Below are 26,011 nucleotides of genomic sequence, written 5' to 3' on the forward strand. Positions count from 1 at the left end.
CATCTACTACTATTAAAAGGATTTTAAAAATATTACTAAGGATACTACTAGTGCTACTGGTGCTATTTATTATTCTAGTAATCGCATTCAGCTTTCCATCAGTGCAAACTAAAGCAGCACAATGGACAACTACATATCTTAATGATAGTTATGATACTGACATCTCTATTGATAAAATCCATGTCAGTTATTCTGGTAATGTCTCCTTAGAAAACGCATTAGCGCTGGATCACAGAAAAGACACAGTAATATTTGTAAGAAATTTAGAAACCTCTATTGTAAGTTTTAGCGATTTATTTAATGGACAACCAGATTTGGGGTCTGTAGAATTAGATGGGTTGTATTTAAACATTCATAGATATAAAGAAGATGCAAGAGATAACTTAAGTCTGTTCATAGATAAATTTGGAAGTAGCGAAAGTTCAAGTAACGCTCCATTTATTTTAGAAGCAAGTGAACTGAATGTTACTAATTCTCATATTATAGTATTTGATGAAACTATCAAATATCCAGAATCTTTTAATGCAAGAAATCTGAACATGGTTGCTAGTGATTTTAAGATTGATGGTGGTGTGATTACTGCAAGTATTGAAAACTCTGATTTCTTAATGCATACAGGTGTTATGAAAGAAGAAAATGGTGTGACTGATTTAATAGTCAAAAACCTAAAATCTAATTTCACTTATACAAGTTCTCAAATTCACATTGCCGATTTATATATAGAGACCGCAGGATCAAAGTTAGAAGGAGATTTAAAACTGAATTACCAGAATAATAATTTCTCTGATTTTACAAATAAAGTGGATTGGGACTTTCAAATTGATGAATCTATTATAGCGACTAATGAGTTGCGATTATTTTATAATGAGATTGTTAAAAATGAAACAGTAGAACTTAGTGGTCATATGACTGGAATTCTCAATGATTTTAATGTAGATCAGATGAAGGCCAGAGCACTTAATGATATCTCTATTGATGGAGATATGCATTTTGTAAATGTGGTAGATAATCTCGATGAATTTTATATTGAAGGAGACTTTAATCAATTAAGAGTTAGTAATAAAGATTTAAAAGCCTTTTTGCCAAACATATTAGGAAAATCTTTGCCAGTAGAAGTTGACGCATTAGGTACCGTTAATGCACAAGGATATGCATCTGTAAATGCAAATACTGTAGTGTCACGTTTAAAAGGTACTTCTCGTAAAGGGGCTTTTGATACCGATTTAGTGCTTACTAATATTCAAAGTACTCAACCAGGATATAAAGGAAAGGTTCAAGTAACAGATCTAGACATTGGTTCTCTACTCGGAGTATCCTCTTTAGGTAAAACAACCCTTAATTTAATTGTGGATGGAAAAGGTTTTAATCCAGATCAATTGAATACGAATATAAACGGTGGTGTCATTAACCTAGAGTATAACGGTTATGTTTATCGTAACATTAAAGTAAATGGAACACTTAAAAAGCCATTGTTTGATGGAAGCTTATCTATTAACGATCCCAATATTAAAATGACCTTTGATGGGTTAGCAGATCTTTCACAAGAAACTAATAAATATGACTTTAAGGCTAGCATAGAATATGCAGACCTAAATGCTATAAATATTTTTAAAAGAGATTCTACGGCTATATTGAAAGGTGATATTGTAATGGCGATGCAAGGAACTACAATCAATGATGCGTATGGTTTTGTTGAGTTTAAAGATGCCAGCTATAAAAACGATAATAAAGAATATGTATTTGAAGATTTTAAAGTAGTATCCTCATTTGATGAAGACGTGCGCAAGATCACAATTAATAGTCCTGACATCATAGAAGGAGAATTGTCTGGTAAATTTAAATTAGAAGAAATACCTGAGCTTTTTAAAAATGCTATTGGTAATGTATATACCAATTATAGATCAGAAACCGTGACTAAAGATCAATATCTAGATTATGAATTTCAGATATATGATAAAATAGTAGATCTTGTTTTTCCAGATATCGCTCTAGGCGAAAACACAACATTAAAAGGTCAAGTAGCATCAAATGAAGCTCAGTTTAAAATGACTTTTAGAACACCAGAGATTAAGCTTTTTGACGATATTAAGTTAGACAAGGTTAATGTGCAAATCAATAATCAAAACCCTTTATTTAATACCTATATTAAGATTGATAACGTAAAGAATGGTGTTTATGACGTTAATGATTTTAAACTAATTAATGTAACTAATAAGGATACCTTATTCTTTAGAACCGAATTTGCCAGTGAAAAAAGGGAATCAGATAAATACAACCTTAGTTTTTATCACACGGTAAACGATAGTAGTCAATCTGTGGTAGGAATAAGGAAGAGCGATATCAAATTTCAAGGCAAGAAATGGTTTTTAAATAATGATGATAAAGAGGTACAACTCACCTTTGATCATGATTTTAAAAAAATTAGCCTAGATACTTTAGTATTTAAACACTCAAAAGAGTTTATTACTCTAGCAGGTGATGTAAGTGGTAAGGATAATAAAGCACTTCATTTAGATTTTAAAGATGTGCGTATTTCTAGTTTAACATCGCCTATAGATAGTTTAAAAATGAAAGGCCTCATAAATGGATCTTTAGAACTAAATCAAAGTAATGGTAAATATGCACCTACCAGTGATTTTACGGTATCTGATTTTGAAGTAAATGATACTCCATTAGGAGATTTTGAATTAGTTATTGCTGGAAATGAGAATTTAACCCAGTATAAAGTAAATGCTCAATTGAAAGATGACGTACAGCGCACACTTTGGGCAAATGGTACGGTTAATACTGCCGGTGATCAATCTAAGATTAACGTCGATTTTAATTTTAATGAATTCAATTTAGTCGCTTTAAGTCCATTAGGTGGTGAGGTGCTCGATAATATGAGAGGATTTGCGACAGGAGAGATAGGTCTTACAGGTTTATTAGTAGAACCTAATCTTAGTGGTGGATTAGTGATAAAAGATGGTGGATTGAATATACCATATCTTAATACAGATTTTGACTTAGCTCAAAATAGTGAAATTACTGTAAGTACTGATTTATTTGACTTCAATACTATTGAACTAACAGATACTAAGTATGGTACTAAAGGAACGTTATCTGGAGTTATAAAGCATAAGAATTTTGGCTTCTGGGAATTAGGGCTCAACCTTAGCTCTGATAGATTACTAGTTTTAGACACAGGATTAACGCCAGAATCTTTATATTATGGGACCGCATTTATAGACGGTACAGCAAGTATAAGTGGACCTACAGATAAATTGTTTATCGACGTAAATGCTACTACCGGAGAAGACACCATATTTAAAGTACCCTTAAATGATGCCGAAAGTATAGGTGATAATTCGGTCATTTACTTCTTAAGTCCAGAAGAGAAAGAAGCTCGTGTATCAGGTGAAGACATTCAAATAAAAGATATTTCAGGTTTAGAATTAAGGTTTAATCTTAAAGTAACTCCTGCTGCCGAGGTAGAAATTACCGTAGATCAAGAAAATGGAAGTTACTTAAGAGGAAGTGGCGCTGGTAATTTATTACTTGAAATTAACACCTTAGGTAAGTTTAATATGTATGGTGACTTTATAGTCTATGATGGTATTTATAATTTTAAATATGCCGGTATAGTTAATAAAGAATTTACCATTCAACCAGGTGGTACCGTGGACTGGAATGGTAGTCCAACAGAAGCTAACATAGATGTAAGTGCAACTTATAAAACACAAGCAAATCCTGCGATTCTATTAGATAATCCTAATATAAATTCACAAATTCCGGTAGAGGTTATTACAAAGTTAGAAGGGAATTTATCCTACTTTGATCCAGAGTTTGAAATCAAATTCCCGAATGCCAACTCTGTAGTAAGCTCAGAGCTTCAATATCGTTTAGAAGATAAAGCACAACGTTATTTACAAGCTATGTCTCTCATTACTGGAGGAACATTTTATAATCCTAACAGTATAGGTCAAAATGCTGTAACTGGTAACCTAGTAGAAAGCTTATCTGGTATAGTGAATGATCTGGTAGGTAATCGTGATGGCGATATTCAATTTGGTGTTAATTATGAAGCTTCAGAGCGTAATCCTAATAGTGATTTACAGCGATCAGATCGTTTCGGTGTAACTGTGACTACTCAAATCACAGATCGTGTTTTGATAAATGGTAAACTAGGAGTTCCAGTAGGTAGTACTAGTGCCACAGAGCGTGCTGTCATAGGTAATGTAGAAATTGAATTTTTACTTAATAAAGATGGATCATTAAGACTTAAAATATTCAATCGTGAAGATAACCTGCAGCAAATAGGTGATATAAGTGGATATGCTCAAGGAATAGGTTTATCATGGTCAGTAGACTTTGATACTTTAAAAGAGTTATATCAAAAAATCTTTAATAAGAAATTAGAAATTGAAAAACAACAGCCTAAACAATCTGCATCAACAACTTTAAATAATGGACCTGTAAAATTCTAAGGTTCAGTTGAGTTACGCTTTCGCAAAAGCATAGTTATAAACCTTTATCTCAATACTAGCTTTTCAATCATATTACTACCTAAATGCTTGTTGAGGTTTTCCATGATTTTAGTACGTCCATAAAGTAACTCTTCTCTTAAAACAGATGATGACAGGCTTATAAATAGAGTAGTGCCACTATATTTAATCTGTGTTGTGTAAGTCATGATACCATTACCCATAACTTCTTTCCATGCCGTTTCTACATCAACACGAGCAAACCCTTTTTGAAGTTTATTTTGAGCTTTAAAATCATTTAAAGCCTCGCTCATATTTAAGAAGTCGTCTTTTTTATTCTTGCGCATTCTCGTGTGCTTTATAAATGTATTCTGTTCCGTTATCATGCAATAAGATAAGTGTTGATCCATTACACTTTTTTAAGGTCTGTTGGTATCGACTATCTCCATCTTTAAATGTTAATACAACATCTTGGTCAACAACTTCCCATGTAAAGGAAACAGGACTTCCATAATTAATAAAGCCTCCATCATAAGTAGGACTTACTCTATTTTTAACACCATTATATCCTTCAATTTCAAAATGATCCATATGATTTGAAAAAGGAAATTCTCTCTCGCTACCGTCAGGTAAGGTGACCGTTTCTATATTCCAATAACCTTCCATGGCATTTACCATTTCTTTACTATTATTACTGCAAGCAGTAACGCTGATTAATATCAATAATAAAATTAAATTTCTCATAATTTAAAAATCTTATACGATTGGTGTATCTCTTTTACGACTTGTTCTGTACGTTCAGGATGCGTATCACTTATGAATAATTGACCGAATTGTTCATCATTCACCATATTGATAATTTGAGAAACACGATTTTCATCTAATTTGTCAAAAATGTCATCGAGCAATAGAATAGGAACTGTACCACTTTGAGATTTAATAAACTCAAACTGGGCTAGCTTTAAAGCCGTTAAAAAACTTTTTTGTTGTCCTTGACTACCGTATTTCTTAACGGCATGCCCATTAAGTAAAAAGTATAAATCATCTTTATGTGTTCCAGCGCTACTATATTGTAATTGCATGTCTTTTTGGAGTGCTTTTTCAAACACTTCTTTGGCAGCGATTTCATTAAGATCAGATTTATAATAAATATTTACATCTTCTTCACTCTGTGAAATATAGGCATAATATTTCTTAAAAATAGGAGTGAAGGATTCTAGAAAGTCTACTCTAGTTTTATGTATAAAGGTAGCAAGTACGATGAGCTGTTCATCATATACTTCTAATCCGTCTCTATCAAAAGTACGGTTGGCTTGAAAATATTTTAACAACGCATTGCGCTGTTGAATCAACTTATTATAAGTAACCAGTTGATTTAAGTAATTTTGATTATCTAAAGATATAACGCTGTCCATAAAACGGCGCCTAGTATCACTACCTTCAATGATTAAATCACGATCTGCAGGTGATATAATGACCAGTGGAATCAGTCCTATATGTTCACTTAATTTTTCATAAGCTTTACCATTGCGCTTTACGACACGTTTATGACCTCTTTTTGCACTTACGACCACTTTCTCTTCATGGTCATTTTTATTAAAATTTCCATTAATGACAAAAAAGTCCTCGTCATGTTTAATGTTTTGAACTGTAATGGGATTAAAGTAACTTTTTGCAAATGCAAGATGGTAAATAGCATCTAGAACGTTGGTTTTTCCTACACCATTGTTGCCTACAAAACAATTAATCTTCTCATCCAGCTCAAATTCTGCAGATGCGAAACTTTTATAATTTACTAAGCTCAAAAAATCGAGATGCATATATGATTGATAATGTTTTGAATTGCAGTGTGTTGAGGTTGTTTCGCTTTCGCGAAAGCGTAATTTAAAGCTCACTTTTCAACCTCTCGCAAAGGTATGGTTTGAAACTAAGAAGAATAAAGCTTTAAACACATTTTTAATTATGGATAAATATTATATTTTTGCGCGTTCAATAAATAAACTATGGCAACCTATAATAAACGAGGATACAAACCTAAAACTAAGAAAGAGAAAGAAGTTGTAGAAGAAGTTCTAGAATCTGAATCTACTACAGCAGAAGTTTTTAGCACCTTAGATGAAGGAGCAAATAAGACGGAAGAATGGGTAAGTAGAAATCAAAATACAATCTTATATATTATAGGTGGACTTGCTGTAATAGCTTTACTATGGTGGGCTTACACACAATTCATATTAGGCCCTAAGTCTGAAGAGGCTGTGGCAGAGATGACCCAAGCAAACATTTATTACAATGACGCTATCGTTGCTACAGGTGATGTTCAAGATTCACTATACACTCTAGCTTTAGAAGGTGGAAATGGTAAATTTGGTCTTACTAGAATCATCGATGAGTACTCTGGTACTGATGCAGCTAACCTTGCAAATTATCAAGCTGGAATGGCATATCTAAATTTAGGTGGAAATAATTATCAAAAAGCAATTGATCATTTAACTGCTTATAAAGGTGGAGATTCTGTATTAGAATCTATTTCTCTTGCTGGAATAGGTGATGCACTAGTACAAGTTAATCAAACTGCAGATGCTGTTTCTTATTACATGCAAGCTGCTGAGACCAATCCTAACGATTTTACTTCTCCTAAGTATTTATTAAAAGCTGCTAATGCTGCTCTTGCTACTGGTGATAAATCAACAGCGATCGAGGCTCTAGAAAAAATAGAATCGATGTATGCTGATGCAGATGAGGCTAGTACAGCAAAAGTACTTTTAGGTCAGGCACAAGCATCAGGTAACTAGTTACATGGCAACACAAGGAAAAGATTTATCACATTACGATAAAAACAATTTACCCGATGCCGCAGCAATGCGTATCGGGATTGTTGTTTCTGAATGGAATGATGATATTACAGAAAACCTTTATAAAGGTGCTGTAGAGGCTTTAATGGACTGTGGTGTTGACCAGTTTAATATTCATAGAATGAACGTTCCTGGTTCTTTTGAGTTGATCTATGGATGTAAAACGATGCAGCACAGATCTTATCCAGTGGTTAATAGAAGAACTAAAAAACCATTAGACGCGATAATTGCTATAGGTAATGTGATTAGAGGAGAAACCGCTCATTTTGACTTTGTATGTCAAGGTGTTACTCAAGGAATTAAAGATCTTAATTTAAATAAAACTCGTATTCCTGTTATCTTTTGTGTTTTAACAGACGATACCCATGCGCAATCTGCTGCTCGTAGCGGTGGACAACATGGAAATAAAGGGTCTGAGGCGGCTATAGCTGCAATAAAAATGGCCGCTATTAAAAACGACCATTAATTAGATACTTGTTTATAATAATATTTGAAAGCTGATTATTTTATAATCAGCTTTTTTGTTGTTTGTAATTCTCCAGTGCTAACTCTAACAAAATATAATCCTGATTTATAATTACTCACATCTAGCTTTGTAGTCATTGAACTTTTGACTTTATCAGCTTGTAGAATCACCTGACCTAAACTATTCATAATTTGAATTTCTACAGTTTCTGCGGTAAGTTTATCTATTTCTATAAATGCTATTGTATTTGCTGGGTTAGGATATAAATTTACAGCACTTGCTAATTTGTTTTCTTTATTTGATAATGTGCTATTTAGAGATATGTTATCAATATATGTACTGTTACTGTAATCATTAAGGTTAACAAACCTTAATACTATATCATTACCTACAAACGAGCTTAAGTCTATACTTTCTTGTCGCCAGTCTGAAGCACTGCTAGGTGTCCAAGTACTATTAGTATAGGGTACCGTGGCAAGTGTTAAGCCATCTTTAAAATAAATTTGATTGTATGTACTACCGCAATCTGTAGATAATTCTACTCTTAGTCCATCATTGTAGGTTGCAGACCATTGTGCTTTTGCTAAATCAAAAGTAAGTGTAGCGGTACCATTAAAATTTAAATCATAATAATTTGTAGTAAAAGAATCTGTTTGTCCACGTGAGGTATAGTTTGCACCGTCAATGAATGCAGCTGTTGTCGGATTTCCATTAACTCCTATAACATTCATCTCTTCAGTCCATGTCGTATTTCCATCTGGATTATCAAGTATCCATCCTGTAGGTAGTACACCATTTACATCAAAAGGTTCTACAATGTCTAATGATTCACTTGTTGCTGTAGCAAAATAATCAAGTGTTTTTTCATCGTTTACTAATTGTTCATCATTAGTTGTGCTTACCCAAACACGTAATGTGCCTGCACCATTTGCGTTCACAGTTGCTGGTGTGTTGAAGTTATATAAAATGGAAGAACCTGCATTAAGAGTTCCATTATAAGTCTCTTGTATCATAGCATTATTATCGATTTGATATGATACTGTAAAGTTAGACTGGTCTTGTGATCCTAGGTTCTCTATACTGGCCGATACAATGATAGGTCCAGGATTACAAATGAATTGAAAATCTGCTGTGGTATTCAAAATACTTACAACCGTTAAATCGTTGCTTAGTGAGCAATTTAATAATCCACTGCCGTCATATTCTATAGCATTGTTACGCAGACTAGTCCATCCATTGCCGCCAGAAGCGCTGATGGCTATCCATTGTACATCGTTAATGTTTGTAATAGGTATACTGTAGCTTAAAGTTGTACTGCTACCATTTACTTCCATAAATTGTTGTCCTAAAGTATAAATATCATATGAAGTGGCACCTGGCATCGCGTTCCATGATACATTAATATATGTCGGGCATACTTGTGTAATGCTTAAACCTGTCACTCGTTGAGCAATAGAAAATGCAGCGTCACTAGTGTCTGTATTACCATTACTATCAGTTATTCTTACGAGACATTGACCAGAGACATCATTAGGTACGGTCCATTCATATAATAAACTTGTATTACTTACAGTTGCGATTGCATTCCAACTCGTACCGTTATCAGAGCTATATTCTAATGAGAGATTACCGCTAGTATTAGTAGCATCCCATTGAATAAACTCTGTACTACCTGGTGTTAAAGATTCACCACCATTAGGATATGTGATGTTTAGTTGGTCTTCTATTATTTCATAAACGACATAGAATTTTTGGATTCCCATGGGTATATTAAATCCTGTAATATCTACAGTATAATCACCAGCGATAGGATTATCAATTACGACTTGTTCCATGTTATTCAGTCGATCTATTCCAGTAGTAGCTGGAGCATTAAGAGTCACAGCATTTGGGCTGCTATTGAGAACCCATGGATTGTAAATAGAACCAGCTGGATCACTCACCACTAGATCTAAGTCGTTAACTAGAGCAGTGGAAACACCAGTAGCAGCTGCCGGATCATTCCAGTATAGCATTATTCTAACTTGTGAAGCATTTTGTGGTACAGGAACAACACGACTTTGTGATGTGCCTTGTGAAACCGTTCTGCTAAAAAAATTACGTCCTTCAATTGTTTTAACAGCTCTTAACCCATTTACAATTCCCCAGCCGTATTGAAAATCAGGACCAGTATTACCTACGTCATTTGCGGTATTAAGCATGATAGCCTTTATTAAAGCTGACTCTGGTAAAACACCATTTGCTATGGTTTGATAAGCATCATATAATTGAGCCGCTACACCTGCAATTCCAGGTGCCGCACCTGAGGTTCCTCCAAAAGATAAATAACCGTTGTTTTCATTAGTTGATATATGACCTTGCCCATGAGCTGTAATATCTGGCTTGATACGTCCATCGGTAGCAGGTCCATTACTACTGCTTCCCGCAAGAGTACCGTCATCATTTACATTTGCGGTTGCAATTACATTTTTACCTTGTTTGTGTCCACCCGTTATATTTCCCCATTGGCCACCAGCACCATATCCGCAATCAGCCCCATTAGAATTTCCTGCAGAAAATACATGTAATAATGAAGGTGTATTATTAATTTGAGTATCGACAGTATTTGCAGTTATGGTATAGCCTGCATTACATCCATTTCCATAAGAAGAGTTGGTGATTTGAACATCTCCATTTGCGATAAGTGATGTCGTCGCGCTATCTAGAAAAGAAGAAGCATAATTTGAGATATAAACATTAGATCCAGCTGCCATACCGCGATTTTCTGGATTGAGGTTTCCAGCACCAGCTAAAATACCAGCAACACCATCGCCGTGCGTTTGTCCTGAACCACTAGCCTGTGAGTTGTCTATGCGGCCTTCAAAATCGATATGCGGTCCAACAATTCCATCATCTCTTACTAGAACACCAATGCCAGCACCAGTGTAGTTTCTTCCACCTACCTGTTGCGTGTCTAGATTATTAGACCTGTGTAAACCTCTTCCATCAGTATCTTCTTTTATGGATGGAGGCGCGATGATGTCCATATATTGAACATAGTTACGAGAGGCAATCTCATTAATACGATCATTGTCAATGGCGACCATGACGTTGTGACCACTTGTAAAAACTTCTATAATATCAATACCATCGTTTTTTAAGTCTATACTAATTTCCTCTGGAGTAATTGATTTGAAATATTGAATCTGGATAAGGATTTTATCTCCTCGAATAGCCCAATTACCGATAGTCTCATTTTTAAGATCATGTGATAATTTCATGCGATTATCATAAGGTCTAATTGTAATGACTCCTTTTTGTTTTAAAAATATAGGACTTACTTCTTGTGATGCTGTAAAAGCATAAGTTCTATGAGGTAAATAGGCTTCAAGTGTAATTCCTGCAGCTTTTAATTCTTGTTGAACTATGTAAGTAGGAGTTTGTGCAAATTGTATCCATCCAGTATAGCTGTTTTTTAATACACTATTTGATGGAAATTGTGACCATTGAAAGTTATCGATATTAGTTTCCATGGTAATGATATCTCCTTGAAAATCTATCGGATATGAGTCTTGAGAAAAAGATAACGTACTAAAACAAATGATTAGAAAAGAGATAGTCCCTTTAAGGATGCTGTTTACTGGATTGGTTAGATTCATGTTATAAAAGTCTTTTTTGGAAGCCTTAAATATAATGCCTAAACATCACAAAAAGATTACACTATTATAGAATGGGTTGACTTGTTGATGATTACGCTTTCGCGAAAGCGTAATTATTCAACATAACACGTCTTTAAACGGCTATTTTTTAATTATTAGTCATATTGTTGATAGTCGGTATGGTGTTTGACGTATCTACAATAGCATATTTATTAACTTTGTAATAAACCATAATCATGGGAATTCTAACACGTCGCAAAAATAAAAAGTATAGTTACGAGCCTCGCTTTTATAAGCAAGAGGAAGGAACACGACCGTTTGAAATTAAACATAAATTTGATGAACACCGATCAACTATTGATGCTGGTGGTTTAAAAAATAGGTTTAATACAGCGATGAGTGATTATAAGCAAGGTGTAGATGCAGGTGTTAAAAAACGCTTATATATCATTGTAGCTGTGCTTGTATTAGTCTTTTTATGGTTAATTGATTTTGATTTATCCATATTTAAATTTTAGATTGACTTCATGTCAGACATTATAAGATTATTGCCCGATCACGTGGCCAACCAGATCGCGGCTGGAGAAGTTGTGCAACGACCTGCCAGTGTTGTAAAGGAGTTGTTAGAAAACGCCATCGATGCTGGAGCCACACAAATTTCTTTAATTATTAAAGATGCTGGTAAAACACTTGTGCAGGTCATTGATGATGGAAAAGGGATGAGCATGACTGATGCTCGTATGGCGTTTGAAAGACATGCTACTTCAAAAATCACTAATGCAAATGATCTTTTTGATTTGCACACAAAAGGGTTTCGTGGTGAAGCGCTTGCTTCTGTAGCGGCTATTGCACATGTGTCGTTAAAAACCAAGAGAGAAGATGATGATCTAGGTACTATTCTTGAAATAGAAGGTAGTAAGGTTGTCAATCAAGAACCTGTCGTAACCACAAAGGGAACTATGATTAGCGTTCGCAATTTGTTTTACAATGTACCAGCACGTCGTAAATTTTTAAAATCTGATAATGTAGAATTACGCAACATTACTGATGAGTTTCATCGTGTTGCTATGGCGCATCCTCAAGTAGGACTTAAATTCTCTAGTAACGATACAGAGCTATTTAATTTACCAATTAGTAATTACAGACAGCGTATTGTAAATATTATGGGAGCAAAGACTAATGAAAAGTTAGTTCCTGTAGAAGAAGAAACAGAACTAGTTAAAATATCTGGTTTTGTAGGTAAACCAGAGTTTGCTCGTAAAACTAAAGGTTTACAGTATTTCTTTGTTAATGACCGATTTATTAAGCATAATTATCTACATCACGCCGTGACTAGTGCTTTTGAAGGCTTGCTTAAAGAGAAAAATAATCCAACATATTTTTTATTTTTAGATGTGCCTAAGGATAGTGTGGATATCAATATTCATCCTACAAAAACTGAGGTAAAATTTGACGATGAGCATAGTTTATATGCCATTGTTAGAGCAAGTGTAAAACATGCGCTAGGACAGTTCAGTATTAATGCGATTGATTTTGACAAAGAACCTCAATACGAGGTTCCTTATGAGTATACTAAGAAAAATACCAGTTCTCCTAAAATAGAAGTTAATCCAGATTTTAATCCATTTTCAAATACTGGCAGTTCTAGTTCTAGCACCAGTAAATCAACTCCATCTTATAGTAAACCTGCGCCGCAAGCATGGGAATCGCTATATGCTGGATTAGATGATTCTTCAACCTTACTAGATGAGACAGAAGAGGTGTCGATGACTACATCGATGTTTGAGGATGAGAAAGTAACGCGCAATATTTTTCAATTACAGCGCAAATTTATCATCAGCACATTAAAGAGTGGTATGCTGGTCATTCATCAAAATCGTGCTCACGAACGTGTTTTGTATGAGCAATTATTAAAGCATATCACTGTACAGAGAGGTACAAGTCAACAATTATTATTTCCGTTGAGACTTAATTTACCTGTTGATGAAGTGTCTATTTTAACACAATTACAAGAACAGCTAGAGCAGACAGGTTTTATCTTTAAAACATTAGCAAATAATGTTGTTGAAATTGTAGGCTTACCTATCCAGTTGAAAGAAAAACACGTGCCGGAAGTTCTGGAAACTATCATCAGGGATAGCGAATTAGATTTACCTAAAGAAAGTTTTTCTCAATCAGATCGGCTAGCAGCTACCATGGCTAGAGGAATGGCCATCAGAAGTGGAGAATCTATGAGTCAAGAGGCTATGGAGAATCTTGTCGATGAATTATTTGCTTGTAAAGAGTCAGAACTTACCGCTCAAGGAAAAAAGGTGTTCATAAATATCACGGGCGAAAGCCTAAATTTAAAGTTCAACTAGTATGTTTAGTAACATGACGCCTGTAGTAAAAGGCATTATTATTCTTAATGTCGTTTTTTATGTAGGGACTGTTTTTATTGCTCCAGGATTATATGACACATTTGCCCTTCATTTCTTTGAAGATCCAAGGTTTCAAATATGGCAACCGATATCGCACATGTTCATGCATGATTCTGCAAATTTTCTACATATTTTAATGAATATGTATGTGTTAGCTATTTTTGGTCCGCCACTGGAACGCTGGATGGGAAACAATAAGTTTATTTTCTTTTACTTAAGTTCTGGAATAGGAGCTTATTTATTAACTACAGGAATAGACTACTACGAGTATATAACATGGACTAGTGAGGCGATAGAAGCAGGCGCTACTCAAGCTATTGTAGATCAACAGCTTTTTGGTACCGCTAGTAATCCTAATTTTTGGGGTGTAATGGTAGGAGCAAGTGGATGCACCTTTGGTGTACTGGCAGGATTTGCTTTTTTATATCCTAATGTGAAATTACAAATTCTATTTATTCCTTTTCCTATTGCGGCAAAATGGTTGATAGGTGCCTACTTTGCATACGAGACCATAGCGACATTAGGTATTACAGGTGTACAAGATAATATCGGGCATGCAGCACACGTCGGTGGTGCTATAGTAGGCTTTATAATTACCTGGTACTGGAAAAGAAATAGCATGGACAAATACCGTTGGGATTAATGACTTTCATAGATGATTTAAAAAGTAAGTATGCACAGCAAACAGCATTAGGTCAATTAATTGTTGTCATTGTGGCGTTAACTTTAGTGTCGTGGTTATTACAATATGTATATGCGCCATCATACTACTGGTTCAGGTTACCACCAGGTTTATGGGAGACTTTATTACAACCGTGGTCCATAATAACCTATGCCTTTTTACATTCCGGTATTTTTCATTTATTTTGGAATATGTTGATACTGTTCAGTTTTGGACAGATGATGCTTAATTTTTTTAATAGTCGTCAACTAATCACTTTATTCTTTGCAGGTGTTTTAAGTGGAGCTGCTTTTTATTTATTAGGCGAAAGCTTGTTTTCTACCTATGTAAATTCAGCTGGATTAGTAGGAGCAAGTGCTGGTGTTTATGCAGTAGCCTTATTTGTATGCTCATATCAGCCAGATACAGAGGTGCGATTGGTTTTCTTTAATTTAAAACTCAAGTATATAGGATACTTTTTATTAGTCATGACGATTGCTGGAATTTTTGCTCGTGATAATGTCGGTGGAAATTTAGCTCACCTAGGCGGTATCGCTATTGGATTTTATACCGCACATAAAATGCGTGATGGTATAGATATTTTGAAAGGACTCTCATCAGTTGGTGATTGGTTTCAATCAATGTTTAAATCGACTCCTAAAAAGGAAAAGAAGGCGCCTATGAAAACGGTTTACCGCAATAAGAAATCTACTAATAGTACTGCTAAAGAGAAGTCTACACAGCAAAAGAAAATTGATGCTATTCTAGATAAAATATCTGCAAGCGGTTATGAAAGCCTTAGTAAAGCAGAGAAAGATTTTTTATTTAAAGCAGGTAAGGATTAAGCAGCGATGTCTTTAAATGACGCTTTCGCGAAAGCGTAATAATTCTACCACTACTTTTAAAATTAATCAAGGTAAGGACGTGGTAATTGCCATTTAAATTTAACGGCCAGCATACGAATCACAATAACCGAAATACCTGACACGATAAATGTGATGTTTTCTGGAGCCTCAAATTTTCTAAGAATAAAGTAAATACCGCCACCAGCGATACATGCGGTAGCATAAATGTTTTTACGAAAAATCACGGGAATCTCATTTACTAGTATATCCCTAATCACACCACCAAAACAGGCCGTAATACAACCTAGTGTGACACAAATAAACGGATGTAGTCCTGCAGTGATTCCCATTTCTAGACCTACAACGGTATATAAACCGATACCTATCGTGTCAAAAAAGAAAAGTGTTTTGCGCAGTTTTAACAACTTCTGACTAAATATGAAAGTTACCAGTACACATATTAATATAGTATAGACTAGATTCATATTAGTCATCCAGGATACGGGACTCACACCTAGTAAGATATCTCTCAATGTGCCACCACCAGCAGCGGTAACAAATGCAATGATAATAATACCAAAGGCGTCTAGTTTTTTATTGTATGCGGCAAGAGCACCAGATATGGCAAACGCTACCGTTCCCAATAAATCAATTACTTGTATAAAATCCATCTAGCGTCCTTGTGTGAGGTATGTATAGTCTTTAAGGATCGTACGTATAAAAATACCATCTCTCAATTCTGAATTAGTCTGCAACAGCTCTTCTACTTTATGACGTAATTGGTGTAGAGCCTTAAAGTCACGACTCTCTGCAGCGAGTCTATAAATTTCTTTAATCTCGTTAACATCATTGTCACTTAGATTATTAACCATCATAAAGGTAGGTTCATAACTCTGATCTACTTCTTCTAAGATGGTATGACTAATTTTAGTTGTTTTGCGAGCGTCTATAACAATAGTATCTGAAGCAGAGTCTCCTAATCGCTGATTTTTTTCTGTAAAAATGATAGCAATAATTCCCACGCCGCCGTTAGTAGACCAGATATCTATTAATCTTATAATCCATGTGGTTAAATAGTCAGACCATCTAGCTGGTGATCCGTCTATTTTAACGACTCTCATTTTCATAATAAATTTACCAGGAGTACGACCACCAAATGCGATATTAAAGAATAGACTATAAAAAGCTACTGGAAGGAAAAGTAATTCTGAAATACCAAAATAAGTGTTGTTATCTACTATATCCCTAAAACCTAAACCGATGTAATCAATTACAATTAAATACACAGCCATGACTAGCAGGTCAATAATAAATGCGACGATACGATATCCTAGACTAGAAACCTGATAGTTAATATTAACATTTTGAGCTGTATTTACATTTGTGTTGGACATGCTGAAATTAGTTTTTATCTTAGCCAAAAAACGTGCTATGCGTGAAGCAGCTTTTGTGAAGCAAAATAAGGAAAAATGGGTGGCTTTTGAAAAGGCTCTAGACTCAAATTCTAAAATTGATCCAGATTACCTTGCAGAGCTCTATATACAATTGACTAACGATTTATCATTTGCCCAAACTTATTACAAAAAAAGTAAAACTTTACTGTATTTAAATTCTTTAGCAAGTCAAGCGCATCAAAAAATATATGTAAATAAAAAAGAAAGTGGTAATCGTATTGTAGATTTCTGGAAGACAGAGTTCCCTTTATTTTTTGCAGATCATCAACGTACGCTTTTTTATGCCTTTGCTATTTTTATGATAGCAGTAGCTATAGGTGCCATAAGTACTATATATGACGATTCTTTTACTAGACTAATATTAGGTGATCGTTATGTTAATGAAACTTTAGAAAACATAAGAAATGGCAATCCTACAGGTATATATCAAGATGATGGTGCGTTGGGCATGTTTTTATGGATTACTAAAAATAATATTCAGGTAGGAATGTTGTGTTTTGCCGCTGGACTGTTGACATCTATAGGTTCGGGTTATATTTTATTTAATAATGGTATAATGGTAGGGACCTTTTTTGCTATGTTCTCAAATGAAGACGTAGCTGTAGAGGCGTGGAGTGTAATTATGTTGCACGGTACTATCGAACTGTCTGTAATCGTTATTTGTGGTGCTGCCGGAATGATCATGGGTAATTCTATATTGTTTCCTGGCACTTATTCTAGACGGGTATCTTTTGTAAAAGGTGCTAAAAAGGGACTTAAAGTACTAATTAGTACTATACCGCTTTTTATAGTTGCTGGATTTATTGAAGGGTTTGTCACCAGATATGCTTTTATGCCTTCTATCCTTAAATATGCAATTTTGTTATTGAGTTCTGTTATTATTGTAGGATATTACATTATTTATCCTAATTACCTAAAAAGAAAAAATGAGGAAGTATATAGAGCCCAGATTACGTAGGGACTTTGGAGGAATAATATCTGCATATTTTGATTTTTTGAAAGGAAACTTTAAAGAAATCATCAATATGTTTGTAGGATATAATGGCATCTTTGTCATTTTTATATTAATCAGTGTCTATCTAATGATCACTGGTATCGTGGCTATTGCAATCGCACAAAATAGCTATTCTATAGGTGGATCAAATGCAGAAGAGTCTGCAGCGATGATTACGGGAATAGGTGTGATATTATTAATACTGGTGTTATTAATTGCCACATTGTTAAATTATACTTTATCTAGTGCTTACGTCAGTTTATACGAGGAGCGCAAGGTTAATAATATACCACGTAAAGATGCTTGGGAAAAGGCTAAACGTCATCTTGGAGGGATTTTTCTAGTTGCTCTAGTAGCTGTTGGACTTTATATTGTTTATATAATCGTTCAAGTTATACTAGCATTTATACCATTCTTAGGCTCTATACTTAGCATCTTCATAGGTTTAGGGTTTAATGCGTGGATCAGTCTCACTATATTCAGTTATGTTCACAATGAAGATTCTACCGTTTTTGGAGCATTTGGTGAAGCCTGGGATTTACTTTTTAGTAATTTTTGGAAAGCGATAGGAGTAAACTTTGTGTTAGGATTAATTATCCAAATAGCCTTAATGGCTCTAAACCTACTACCAGCGATACTTGTAGGTGTGTATATTTTCCATACGGTGGAGTCAGGAACTAGTCTTGATGAAAGCGTCTTTGGTCAAATATTATTGGTGGTAGTCATAAGTTTATTCTGTTTAATGTTGATGTTTATACAATTGTTATCGCAAACCATTAACGCTTTTGTATATTTCAATTTGCATGAATTTAAGCACAATACTTTTTTGCGTTCTCGTATTGAAAAAATAGGTGAGAACATATGAGAAAATTAGTGCTTATAGGTATTGTTTTGATATCCGCTTTTGCGAAAGCGCAATCACTACAAGATCTCATTCCTAAAATAGAGGAACGACCTCGAGAAATTACCGACACGTTAAACCGAGATTATGATAATCGTAGTCTGGACATACCGGATATAGGTGATGACCTGAGAGAACAGTACACCGGTAATGATTTTTTCTACTATGAAGTGTCTGATGAAGGTGATAACTTTTTTACTAGATTTCTTAACGGTGTTTTCAATTGGATAGGTGATGTATTTGGAATCGATATTAATCCTTTTTGGGCAGACGTTTTAAAGATTTTAATATTTATAATAATGGCCGCTGTAGGGATCTACTTTCTAGTAAGATTGCTCTCTAAAGAAAGCGCCCAATCGTTATTAACTCGCAATGCTAGAGTTGCAGCAACCGTAAATATGGAAGAAACTCATATCGAGCAAATCGACTTGAGTCAATTAATTAAAGACAGTGTTGCTACTGGTAATTATAGAAATGCGGTCCGCTATTTATATCTAGACGCCTTAAAGTGGTTGAGTACTAATAAGAAGATTGAATGGGATTTTCAAAAAACAAATTCCGACTATTATCGCGAACTTAACGAGCCTGCGCTCAAAGAGCATTTTAAGAAAATATCCTACCTCTATGATTATGTTTGGTATGGAGAGTTTGAACTTAATGAACATACATTTAACGACGCTAGAACAAAGTTTGAATCTCTTAAAAATCAGACATCATGATAGATAAGAGAGCAAAAACGATACTATATGTACTGCTAGGTGTGGTGGTTATGCTTTTCTTTTTTGAAAGCAGTAGACCTAGACCATTAAACTGGCAAAAGAGTTTTACTAGTGGTGACAAAATACCATTCGGTGCGTTTGTATTATATGATCAGTTAGATGAAATTTTTAATAGAGATGATATCACATCTGTTGATGAAGTGCCTGTCGACTTTTTACTAAAGAATGATTCTATAACAAATGCCAACTATATTTTCATAAATGATTATCTCAGTTTTGATAGTGTAGAAAGTGACTATTTAATGGATTTTGTTGCGCGTGGTAATAAAGTGTTTATTGCCAGTAATGGCGCTTATGGCACTCTGGCAGACACATTAGGATTGGAGACCAACTCTTCTTCATTTTACTCTTATTCTAGAAGGGATACAGTAAGAACTAGACTGGTTAATAAATCTTTAAAAGATAGAAGTTATGTCTATGATAAAGGTGCAGATTATAAGTTTTTTGAAGTTTATGATACCTTAAACACTAAAGTGTTAGGTGAGGTGCTAGCCTTTGAGCCTTCTAAAGGATACATTGCAGATTATCTTGAAGAAACTATTGATAATGATGAAGGTGAAAAAGAAGAAAAACTTGATATTAATGTAGATGATAAAGAAGAGAAAAGATTAACTAGAGAGACTCCACAAGTTAATTTTGTCGAGATAAAGGTTGGAGATGGTGCTTTTTATTATAATCTCAACCCTATATCATTTACTAACTATTACATGCTCAAAGATGGTAAACACCAGTATGCTGTAGAGGCTTTAAGCTATATGAACGATGGTCCAGTATTCTTTGATGACTATGGTAAGTCTGGTCGTAAAGTTATTACCTCACCCATGCGTTTTGTGCTATCTCAACCTGCTTTAAAATGGGCTTATTATATAGCATTGTTGGGTGTGATTATCTATATGATTTTTGCTAGTAAACGTAGACAGCGCATTATACCTATTGTAGAACCACTTAAAAATAGTTCGGTAGAATTTACAAAGACGATAGGTAGTTTGTATTATCAAACAGGTGATTATAGCGGAATTATTGATAAAAAGATTAATTACTTTTTAGAACGATTGCGTTCTAAATATTTTGTAGACACTCAAAGATTAGACACTACTTTCATAAAGAGACTAGCGGTTAAATCGGGTAGATCACAGAACTTTACAGAAGATGTCATTTTATACATTAATAAGTTGCGTGCTAAATCAGTACACAATGAATATGAATTAAAACAACTTAATAAAAGGATTGAAGCCTTTTTAAAGGAATAAATAACTATGGAAGAAAATAAAGACCAACTCCAGCCACAAGATAACCAGCCACAATCAGATCAAGATACTAATTCTCAACCTGTACACGAGGCCGCACAAGAGCAGTTTGTTCAAACACCAGATCAAGAGTCTGGATCTTCTGCTTTTGTTCCAGATCAACCTGAAGTAGAAGAAGCTACTCAGTCAGATGGATTGGCTTTTAAAAATAGGCTTGACCTAACAGAATTGTCTGCTGCAGTTGTTAAAATTAAAGAGCAATTAGGTAAAGTAATAGTTGGTCAAGAAGAGATGATTGACCTATTGATAGTTTCTATTCTAGCAAATGGACATTCCTTAATAGAAGGAGTTCCTGGTGTAGCAAAAACGGTAACAGCAAAATTACTTGCCAAAACCATGCAAATTGGTTTTTCACGTATTCAATTCACACCAGACTTAATGCCTAGTGATATATTAGGTACAAGCGTTTTTAGTATGAAGAATAATGAATTTGAATTTAAGGCAGGACCTATATTTTCAAACATTATTCTTATTGACGAGATCAATCGAGCACCAGCAAAAACACAGGCGGCACTATTTGAAGCGATGGCAGAGCGTCAGGTAACTATTGATGGGCATGAGTACAATTTAGATACACCATTCTTAGTATTTGCAACTCAAAACCCAGTAGAACAAGAAGGAACCTATAGATTGCCAGAAGCGCAACTAGACCGTTTCTTATTTAAGATTAACGTCGATTACCCTAATCTAGACGAAGAAATTAAGATACTAGAAGGTAATCACGCTAGAAAAAATGAAGATCCAGAAACGCTGATTGAAGGAGTACTATCAGCAGCTGCAATTAAAAAATATCAAACTATTATTAAAGACATTATCATTGAAGATAATCTAATTAAATATATAGCAGAGATTGTTCTTAATACACGTAATAATGCAAATCTTTATCTAGGAGCATCACCACGTGCATCAATTGCTATAATGAATGGGTCTAAAGCTTATGCGGCTCTTATGGGACGTGATTTTGTAACACCAGATGATATTAAATACATTGCAAAATCTGTTATGCGACACAGAATTATTTTAACTCCAGAAAGAGAAATGGAAGGCTTTACTGCAGATCGAGCTGTAGCACAAATCTTAGAAACCATAGAGATTCCTAGATAGTGAAAAAGAAACTACATAAATTCTATAAGAGTATTTACTTCTCAAAGCGCTTTTTTCAAGTGCTTATTGGGCTTGTGATATTATTGATAGTCTCTTTCTTATTCCCAGCCATTTTTAGCTATTTAAAGTTTGCATTTTATCTGTTTATAGCACTTACAATTCTCGATGTTATATTAGTATATCGACTTCAAAAAGGAATTAAAGCAAAACGTAATATTCCAGATAAATTATCTAATGGAGACAATAACCCTATAAATATTGCTATTGCAAATCAATACCCTTATAAAATTGCAATTAAAATTATTGATGAGTTACCTATTCAGTTCCAGAAACGAGACTTTGTTATAGATGCAACTATTGAGTCAGGTAAGTCTAGAGAGTTTAATTATACGGTGAGACCTGTAGAACGCGGTGAGTATCACTTTGGGTCTTTAAATGTCTATGTATCCAGTTTTTTAGGTTTTATAGAACGGCGTTATCTTTTTGATGCAGATGCTATGGCGCCTACATATCCATCTTTTTTACAAATGCGTAAGTATGAGTTGATGGCTTTTACCAATAAACTCAAAGACTACGGAATGAAAAAAATACGTAGGATAGGGCACACTATGGAATTTGAGCAAATTAAAGACTATGTGCCAGGTGATGATGTGCGCAATATCAACTGGAAAGCCAGTGCAAAACGTGGGCAATTAATGCTTAATCAGTATCAAGATGAAAAGTCGCAACCAGTTTACTCTGTTATTGATAAAGGACGTGTCATGAAAATGCCTTTTGAAGGTATGAAATTGATTGATTATGCGATTAATGCGACTTTAGTGATTAGTAATATAGCCTTAAAGAAAGGTGACAAAGCTGGTATGTTTGGCTTTTCAGACCGCATATCTAATCAGGTGGTAGCTCAAAAAAGAGCTTCGCAAATGAATCTTATTCTTGAGACACTTTATAATGTTGATACAGATTTTAAAGAAAGTGATTTTTCTAGATTATATATAGACGTTAAACGCAAGATTACAAATCGTAGTTTACTACTATTATATACAAACTTTGAAACACTTGATGCTTTACATAGACAATTACCATATTTACAAGCGATTGCTAAAAGTCATTTACTAGTGATCATATTCTTTGAGAACACTGAACTTAAAGAGATGCTTATAGAAGAGGTAGATACAACTCGTGAGATATTTGATAAAACCATCGCAGAAAAGTTTATCTATGAAAAGAAACTCATCGTTAATGAGTTGAACAAATATGGTATACAAACTATTCTTACAGAACCGCAACACCTTACAGTAAATACCATTAATAAATATCTTGAGATTAAAGCAAGAGGTCTTTTATAATCTTATAAATGAAGATGGCTAAAAAGTTTTATTTTTTTAATACCAGGTGGCGTGCCTATCCTAGATGGGTTCAATGGTGTCTTTCTATTGCTATTGGGATACTGATTGTATTTCCACAATTTATCGTTCCTGATCTTTGGTTTGGTATTCCAGGTGTGGTGCTATATTTAATAGGATTAGCCTATTTAATATGGTTAGCAACTCGCAAAAATGCTTTACATTGGAAAAGAGATGATCAAGTTAAACTTAAGATAGATGGTAAGACTTTAGAGCTGGACATGAAGTTTATATCACAGGTTTGGGTAGAAGATCAACATTTACTAATACGTCGTATCAATCGTTTAGATTCATTTTCGACTTCTCATTTAAAACCTTTAGATATAGATAAATTGGTAGCTTTATTAAAAGAGTACGAGCCATAGCCTGCTTAAAAATACAACTCGGTAGTTATTTATGACAGTTGGGTATTTTAAAGTTCGCTTCCGCGAAAGCGTGATGCATATTTGTCTCATCAAACAACAAAAACCACACAATTATGAAAACTATCATCACAACAATCGCATTATTTATTTCTCTATTAAGTTTTGCTCAAGAAACAACACACACTTTAAAAGTTACCGTTCCTAACGCGACTAGCGATAAAGGTGAAATGGTGTTTGCACTTAATACTAAAGAAACGTTTATGGTAGCAGCACCTGTGCAAAGCGCTGCGGTAAAAATTGAAGATGGAGTAGCGACTGTAACTTTTGAAAATGTTGCTCCAGGAGAATATGCTATTATAGTATTACATGACTTAAATGGTAATCAAAGAATGGACTTTAAAGACGGTATGCCTGCCGAAAATTATAACGTAAGTGGAGGACAGATGAGTTTTGGACCACCAGTTTTTGGAGATTCAAAATTTACCTTAAAAGAAGATACAGAAATGACTATCAGACTTTAAACTTAATACCTTTTTTAAAAACCCATTACTTTCTTTAGTAATGGGTTTTTTTAGTTCAATTAGGTACATAAAAGAAGGCTTCATTGATCTAGATTCTAACATCTTAAAAGTTAATTCTATACAAAAGCATTTTACATACTAGTCGATAGCGACTAACTTTACCTATATGAATGTATTAATAACAGGTGCGACAGGTCTAGTAGGCTCGCAAATAGCAGATTTATTTATCTCAAAAGGTCATACAGTTCATTATCTGACCACTCGTTCCAGCGCGATTAGAACAGAACCTAATTATAAAGGCTTTTTGTGGAATGTTAAAAACATGACCATAGATTCTAGCTGTATTGATGGTGTCGATACGATAATTCATCTCGCAGGAGAATCTGTTTTTCAACGATGGACAGCAGCGGCCAAAGAAAGTATTATGTCCAGCCGTATTGATAGTACTCAACTATTAGTAGATTTATTGAAGGATAATGATCACACGGTACAGCAAGTTATTACAGCTAGTGCGATAGGTATTTATCCAGATGATCAAGATGCCGAGGCTTTTAAAGAAAACGACATTCCGCCATATGCAGATAATTATCTGGCAGACGTTTGTATCGCATGGGAAAGTATAGCACAACAATTTAGAGAAACAGGCGTACAATTATCCATTGTCAGAATAGGTATAGTGCTAGCGGCACAAGGTGGCGCATTAGAACAAATGGCACAACCGGTTAAATATTATGCTGGCGCTGGATTTGGAAATGGTAAAATGTGGCAAAGCTGGATTGCTATTGATGATCTAGTAGGGATTTTTTACTATCTGTCAGAGAATAGACTAGAAGGCGTTTATAATGGAGTAGCTCCACATCCAGTGCGCAATAGGCCTATGATGGAAGCTATAGGTAAAGCAATGGGTAAACCTGTTTTTTTACCTAATGTACCTAAGTTTGTAATGAAACTTATGCTCGGTGAGATGGCTGCGGTAGTATTATCGAGCCAGCATGTAAGTAGCGAGAGAATAGAAGAAGCCGGATATCAATTTAAATATCCACAACTGGATCAAGCATTAGAGCAATATATAGATTAAGGGAAGTAGTTTACTTTTAATTGTCATATATAAAAAATCCCTGAGCTGCTGCTCAGGGATTTTCCTTTCAATCTACACTCAAATCTTAATTACTTAGTAGCAACTAGATTTACAGTAAGTTTAATATCGTCTGAGATAGCGCTATCTAAAACCTTATCACTGAAAGTCTGTGAACCATATTTAATTCCCCAGTCTGTACGGTTGATAGTAAACTCTTCACTATCTAACATCATCTTATCACCGTCATAAGCAACAGTTACAGCAAATGTTACATTTTTAGTAACATCCTTAAGTGTGAGGTTACCAGATAACATGTTTCCTTCAATTCCAGTTACAACAAATTTTGCAGTAGGGTATTTATTTACGTTAAAGAAATCAGTCTCAGTTCCTTCAACAGTACCAGATAAGTGATTTTTCAATTTCATAGCTCCTTCACCTTCTATGTCAGTTACTTCAATACTTTTCATATCAATAGTAAATTCACCACTTTCTAGTGACTCACCATTAACTGTTACCATACCGCTAGTTAAAGAAATATTCCCAGTGTGGTCTGCAGTAGGCTTAGAACCTACCCATGCGATATTAGATGCCGCTGTGTCCACCTTATAAGTTATGGATTCAACTGTAGCTTGTGCTTCAGCCTCGGCAGCAGTAGCTTCTACTTCATTTTGTGCATCTTTACATGACATTGTGAACGCTACCACGGCAGCCATTCCCATTAATTTTATTGATGTTGTGTTCATTGTTTATATTTTTTAAT

Annotated in this window: 23 protein-coding genes; 16 read left to right on the forward strand and 7 right to left on the reverse strand. The window is 34.5% G+C overall.

Going from position 1 to position 26,011, the window contains the following annotated elements; genetic code table 11:
• Window positions 1-101 precede the first annotated feature (101 nt).
• Window positions 102-4,466, forward strand: a complete 4,365-nt coding sequence (locus tag IL45_RS12795; protein WP_235183353.1) for a translocation/assembly module TamB domain-containing protein — start codon at window positions 102-104, stop codon at window positions 4,464-4,466.
• A 44-nt stretch (window positions 4,467-4,510) separates the two neighbouring features.
• Here IL45_RS12795 and IL45_RS12800 read toward each other — a convergent pair whose 3' ends face one another.
• The 3 genes from IL45_RS12800 to recF are packed head-to-tail and all read right to left on the reverse strand — an operon-like array spanning window position 4,511 to window position 6,283.
• Window positions 4,511-4,810, reverse strand: coding sequence for a DUF721 domain-containing protein (locus tag IL45_RS12800; RefSeq protein ID WP_036584608.1), 300 nt, complete (start codon window positions 4,808-4,810; stop codon window positions 4,511-4,513).
• Window positions 4,797-5,207 carry a lipocalin-like domain-containing protein gene (locus IL45_RS12805; protein WP_036584610.1) on the reverse strand — a complete coding sequence of 137 codons (411 nt, stop codon included), beginning with the start codon at window positions 5,205-5,207 and terminating at the stop codon, window positions 4,797-4,799. Before IL45_RS12805 ends, IL45_RS12800 begins: the two co-directional genes overlap by 14 nt.
• A complete protein-coding gene (recF, locus tag IL45_RS12810; RefSeq protein WP_036584613.1) occupies window positions 5,204-6,283 on the reverse strand; it encodes a DNA replication/repair protein RecF in 1,080 nt (359 codons plus the stop codon). Before recF ends, IL45_RS12805 begins: the two co-directional genes overlap by 4 nt.
• Before the next feature lie 183 nt (window positions 6,284-6,466).
• On the opposite strand from recF, the gene IL45_RS12815 reads away from it, so the two are divergent.
• Complete coding sequence (locus tag IL45_RS12815) at window positions 6,467-7,255, forward strand: tetratricopeptide repeat protein (protein WP_036584615.1); 789 nt, start codon at window positions 6,467-6,469, stop codon at window positions 7,253-7,255.
• Between the two features lie 4 nt (window positions 7,256-7,259).
• Window positions 7,260-7,781 carry a 6,7-dimethyl-8-ribityllumazine synthase gene (ribH, locus tag IL45_RS12820; protein WP_036584618.1) on the forward strand — a complete coding sequence of 174 codons (522 nt, stop codon included), beginning with the start codon at window positions 7,260-7,262 and terminating at the stop codon, window positions 7,779-7,781.
• A 35-nt stretch (window positions 7,782-7,816) separates the two neighbouring features.
• Here ribH and IL45_RS12825 read toward each other — a convergent pair whose 3' ends face one another.
• Entirely contained in the window at window positions 7,817-11,419 is a 3,603-nt protein-coding gene (locus IL45_RS12825; RefSeq protein WP_051788728.1) for a S8 family serine peptidase, read from the reverse strand.
• 236 nt (window positions 11,420-11,655) lie between these two features.
• Here IL45_RS12825 and IL45_RS12830 point away from each other — a divergent pair, with 236 nt between their 5' ends.
• The 4 genes from IL45_RS12830 to IL45_RS12845 are packed head-to-tail and all read left to right on the forward strand — an operon-like array spanning window position 11,656 to window position 15,345.
• The gene (locus IL45_RS12830; protein ID WP_036584620.1) at window positions 11,656-11,937 is read left to right on the forward strand and encodes a hypothetical protein; all 282 of its coding nucleotides are present in this window, start codon (window positions 11,656-11,658) and stop codon (window positions 11,935-11,937) included.
• Window positions 11,938-11,946: 9 nt separating this feature from the next.
• Window positions 11,947-13,779: a DNA mismatch repair endonuclease MutL gene (gene mutL / locus IL45_RS12835; protein ID WP_036584623.1), complete on the forward strand. Its 1,833-nt coding sequence runs from the start codon at window positions 11,947-11,949 to the stop codon at window positions 13,777-13,779.
• Window position 13,780: 1 nt separating this feature from the next.
• On the forward strand, window positions 13,781-14,482 hold the full coding sequence (locus IL45_RS12840) for a rhomboid family intramembrane serine protease (protein WP_036584625.1): 702 nt from the start codon (window positions 13,781-13,783) through the stop codon (window positions 14,480-14,482).
• Window positions 14,482-15,345 (forward strand): rhomboid family protein, encoded by an 864-nt coding sequence (locus tag IL45_RS12845; protein ID WP_036584628.1) that lies wholly within the window; start codon window positions 14,482-14,484, stop codon window positions 15,343-15,345. Before IL45_RS12840 ends, IL45_RS12845 begins: the two co-directional genes overlap by 1 nt.
• A gap of 62 nt (window positions 15,346-15,407) precedes the next feature.
• On the opposite strand, the gene IL45_RS12850 is transcribed toward IL45_RS12845, so the two are convergent.
• Window positions 15,408-16,016, reverse strand: coding sequence for a trimeric intracellular cation channel family protein (locus IL45_RS12850; RefSeq protein WP_036584631.1), 609 nt, complete (start codon window positions 16,014-16,016; stop codon window positions 15,408-15,410).
• On the reverse strand, window positions 16,017-16,739 hold the full coding sequence (locus IL45_RS12855) for an RDD family protein (RefSeq protein ID WP_036585372.1): 723 nt from the start codon (window positions 16,737-16,739) through the stop codon (window positions 16,017-16,019).
• Between the two features lie 37 nt (window positions 16,740-16,776).
• On the opposite strand from IL45_RS12855, the gene IL45_RS12860 reads away from it, so the two are divergent.
• From IL45_RS12860 to IL45_RS12900, 9 genes are all read left to right on the forward strand, one after another.
• Window positions 16,777-17,757 carry a stage II sporulation protein M gene (locus IL45_RS12860; protein WP_036585375.1) on the forward strand — a complete coding sequence of 327 codons (981 nt, stop codon included), beginning with the start codon at window positions 16,777-16,779 and terminating at the stop codon, window positions 17,755-17,757.
• Entirely contained in the window at window positions 17,726-18,658 is a 933-nt protein-coding gene (locus IL45_RS12865; RefSeq protein ID WP_146128689.1) for a hypothetical protein, read from the forward strand. The genes IL45_RS12860 and IL45_RS12865 overlap by 32 nt, the downstream gene beginning before the upstream one ends.
• Window positions 18,655-19,413, forward strand: coding sequence for a DUF4129 domain-containing protein (locus tag IL45_RS12870; RefSeq protein WP_036584635.1), 759 nt, complete (start codon window positions 18,655-18,657; stop codon window positions 19,411-19,413). Before IL45_RS12865 ends, IL45_RS12870 begins: the two co-directional genes overlap by 4 nt.
• Window positions 19,410-20,723, forward strand: a complete 1,314-nt coding sequence (locus tag IL45_RS12875; RefSeq protein ID WP_036584637.1) for a DUF4350 domain-containing protein — start codon at window positions 19,410-19,412, stop codon at window positions 20,721-20,723. Before IL45_RS12870 ends, IL45_RS12875 begins: the two co-directional genes overlap by 4 nt.
• 6 nt (window positions 20,724-20,729) lie before the next feature.
• On the forward strand, window positions 20,730-21,884 hold the full coding sequence (locus IL45_RS12880) for an AAA family ATPase (RefSeq protein WP_036584639.1): 1,155 nt from the start codon (window positions 20,730-20,732) through the stop codon (window positions 21,882-21,884).
• Window positions 21,884-23,230: a DUF58 domain-containing protein gene (locus IL45_RS12885; protein WP_051788729.1), complete on the forward strand. Its 1,347-nt coding sequence runs from the start codon at window positions 21,884-21,886 to the stop codon at window positions 23,228-23,230. The genes IL45_RS12880 and IL45_RS12885 overlap by 1 nt, the downstream gene beginning before the upstream one ends.
• A 14-nt stretch (window positions 23,231-23,244) precedes the next feature.
• Window positions 23,245-23,652 carry a hypothetical protein gene (locus IL45_RS12890; RefSeq protein ID WP_036584643.1) on the forward strand — a complete coding sequence of 136 codons (408 nt, stop codon included), beginning with the start codon at window positions 23,245-23,247 and terminating at the stop codon, window positions 23,650-23,652.
• Between the two features lie 113 nt (window positions 23,653-23,765).
• Entirely contained in the window at window positions 23,766-24,173 is a 408-nt protein-coding gene (locus IL45_RS12895; protein WP_036584646.1) for a DUF2141 domain-containing protein, read from the forward strand.
• 166 nt (window positions 24,174-24,339) lie between these two features.
• A complete protein-coding gene (locus IL45_RS12900) occupies window positions 24,340-25,251 on the forward strand; it encodes a TIGR01777 family oxidoreductase (RefSeq protein WP_036584647.1) in 912 nt (303 codons plus the stop codon).
• Between the two features lie 89 nt (window positions 25,252-25,340).
• Here the strand turns inward: IL45_RS12900 and IL45_RS12905 are convergent, their stop codons facing one another.
• Window positions 25,341-25,994, reverse strand: a complete 654-nt coding sequence (locus tag IL45_RS12905) for a YceI family protein (protein WP_036584648.1) — start codon at window positions 25,992-25,994, stop codon at window positions 25,341-25,343.
• Between the last annotated feature and the right edge of the window lie 17 nt (window positions 25,995-26,011).

Origin of the sequence: Nonlabens ulvanivorans, from assembly GCF_000732625.1 — a bacterium.
In the GTDB taxonomy this organism is placed as follows: Bacteria; Bacteroidota; Bacteroidia; order Flavobacteriales; family Flavobacteriaceae; genus Nonlabens; species Nonlabens ulvanivorans.

Bases quoted from the DNA above. Each gene is read 5' to 3' on its own strand.
- mutL (WP_036584623.1), top strand. From the start codon at position 11,947: ATGTCAGACATTATAAGATTATTGCCCGATCACGTGGCCAACCAGATC.
- IL45_RS12890 (WP_036584643.1), top strand. From the start codon at position 23,245: ATGGCTAAAAAGTTTTATTTTTTTAATACCAGGTGGCGTGCCTATCCT.
- IL45_RS12815 (WP_036584615.1), top strand. From the start codon at position 6,467: ATGGCAACCTATAATAAACGAGGATACAAACCTAAAACTAAGAAAGAG.
- IL45_RS12900 (WP_036584647.1), top strand. From the start codon at position 24,340: ATGAATGTATTAATAACAGGTGCGACAGGTCTAGTAGGCTCGCAAATA.
- IL45_RS12860 (WP_036585375.1), top strand. From the start codon at position 16,777: ATGCGTGAAGCAGCTTTTGTGAAGCAAAATAAGGAAAAATGGGTGGCT.
- ribH (WP_036584618.1), top strand. From the start codon at position 7,260: ATGGCAACACAAGGAAAAGATTTATCACATTACGATAAAAACAATTTA.
- IL45_RS12870 (WP_036584635.1), top strand. From the start codon at position 18,655: ATGAGAAAATTAGTGCTTATAGGTATTGTTTTGATATCCGCTTTTGCG.
- IL45_RS12825 (WP_051788728.1), bottom strand. From the start codon at position 11,419: ATGAATCTAACCAATCCAGTAAACAGCATCCTTAAAGGGACTATCTCT.
- IL45_RS12800 (WP_036584608.1), bottom strand. From the start codon at position 4,810: ATGCGCAAGAATAAAAAAGACGACTTCTTAAATATGAGCGAGGCTTTA.
- IL45_RS12845 (WP_036584628.1), top strand. From the start codon at position 14,482: ATGACTTTCATAGATGATTTAAAAAGTAAGTATGCACAGCAAACAGCA.
- IL45_RS12880 (WP_036584639.1), top strand. From the start codon at position 20,730: ATGGAAGAAAATAAAGACCAACTCCAGCCACAAGATAACCAGCCACAA.
- IL45_RS12855 (WP_036585372.1), bottom strand. From the start codon at position 16,739: ATGTCCAACACAAATGTAAATACAGCTCAAAATGTTAATATTAACTAT.
- IL45_RS12895 (WP_036584646.1), top strand. From the start codon at position 23,766: ATGAAAACTATCATCACAACAATCGCATTATTTATTTCTCTATTAAGT.
- IL45_RS12875 (WP_036584637.1), top strand. From the start codon at position 19,410: ATGATAGATAAGAGAGCAAAAACGATACTATATGTACTGCTAGGTGTG.
- IL45_RS12905 (WP_036584648.1), bottom strand. From the start codon at position 25,994: ATGAACACAACATCAATAAAATTAATGGGAATGGCTGCCGTGGTAGCG.
- IL45_RS12865 (WP_146128689.1), top strand. From the start codon at position 17,726: ATGAGGAAGTATATAGAGCCCAGATTACGTAGGGACTTTGGAGGAATA.
- IL45_RS12840 (WP_036584625.1), top strand. From the start codon at position 13,781: ATGTTTAGTAACATGACGCCTGTAGTAAAAGGCATTATTATTCTTAAT.
- IL45_RS12850 (WP_036584631.1), bottom strand. From the start codon at position 16,016: ATGGATTTTATACAAGTAATTGATTTATTGGGAACGGTAGCGTTTGCC.
- IL45_RS12830 (WP_036584620.1), top strand. From the start codon at position 11,656: ATGGGAATTCTAACACGTCGCAAAAATAAAAAGTATAGTTACGAGCCT.
- IL45_RS12805 (WP_036584610.1), bottom strand. From the start codon at position 5,207: ATGAGAAATTTAATTTTATTATTGATATTAATCAGCGTTACTGCTTGC.
- recF (WP_036584613.1), bottom strand. From the start codon at position 6,283: ATGCATCTCGATTTTTTGAGCTTAGTAAATTATAAAAGTTTCGCATCT.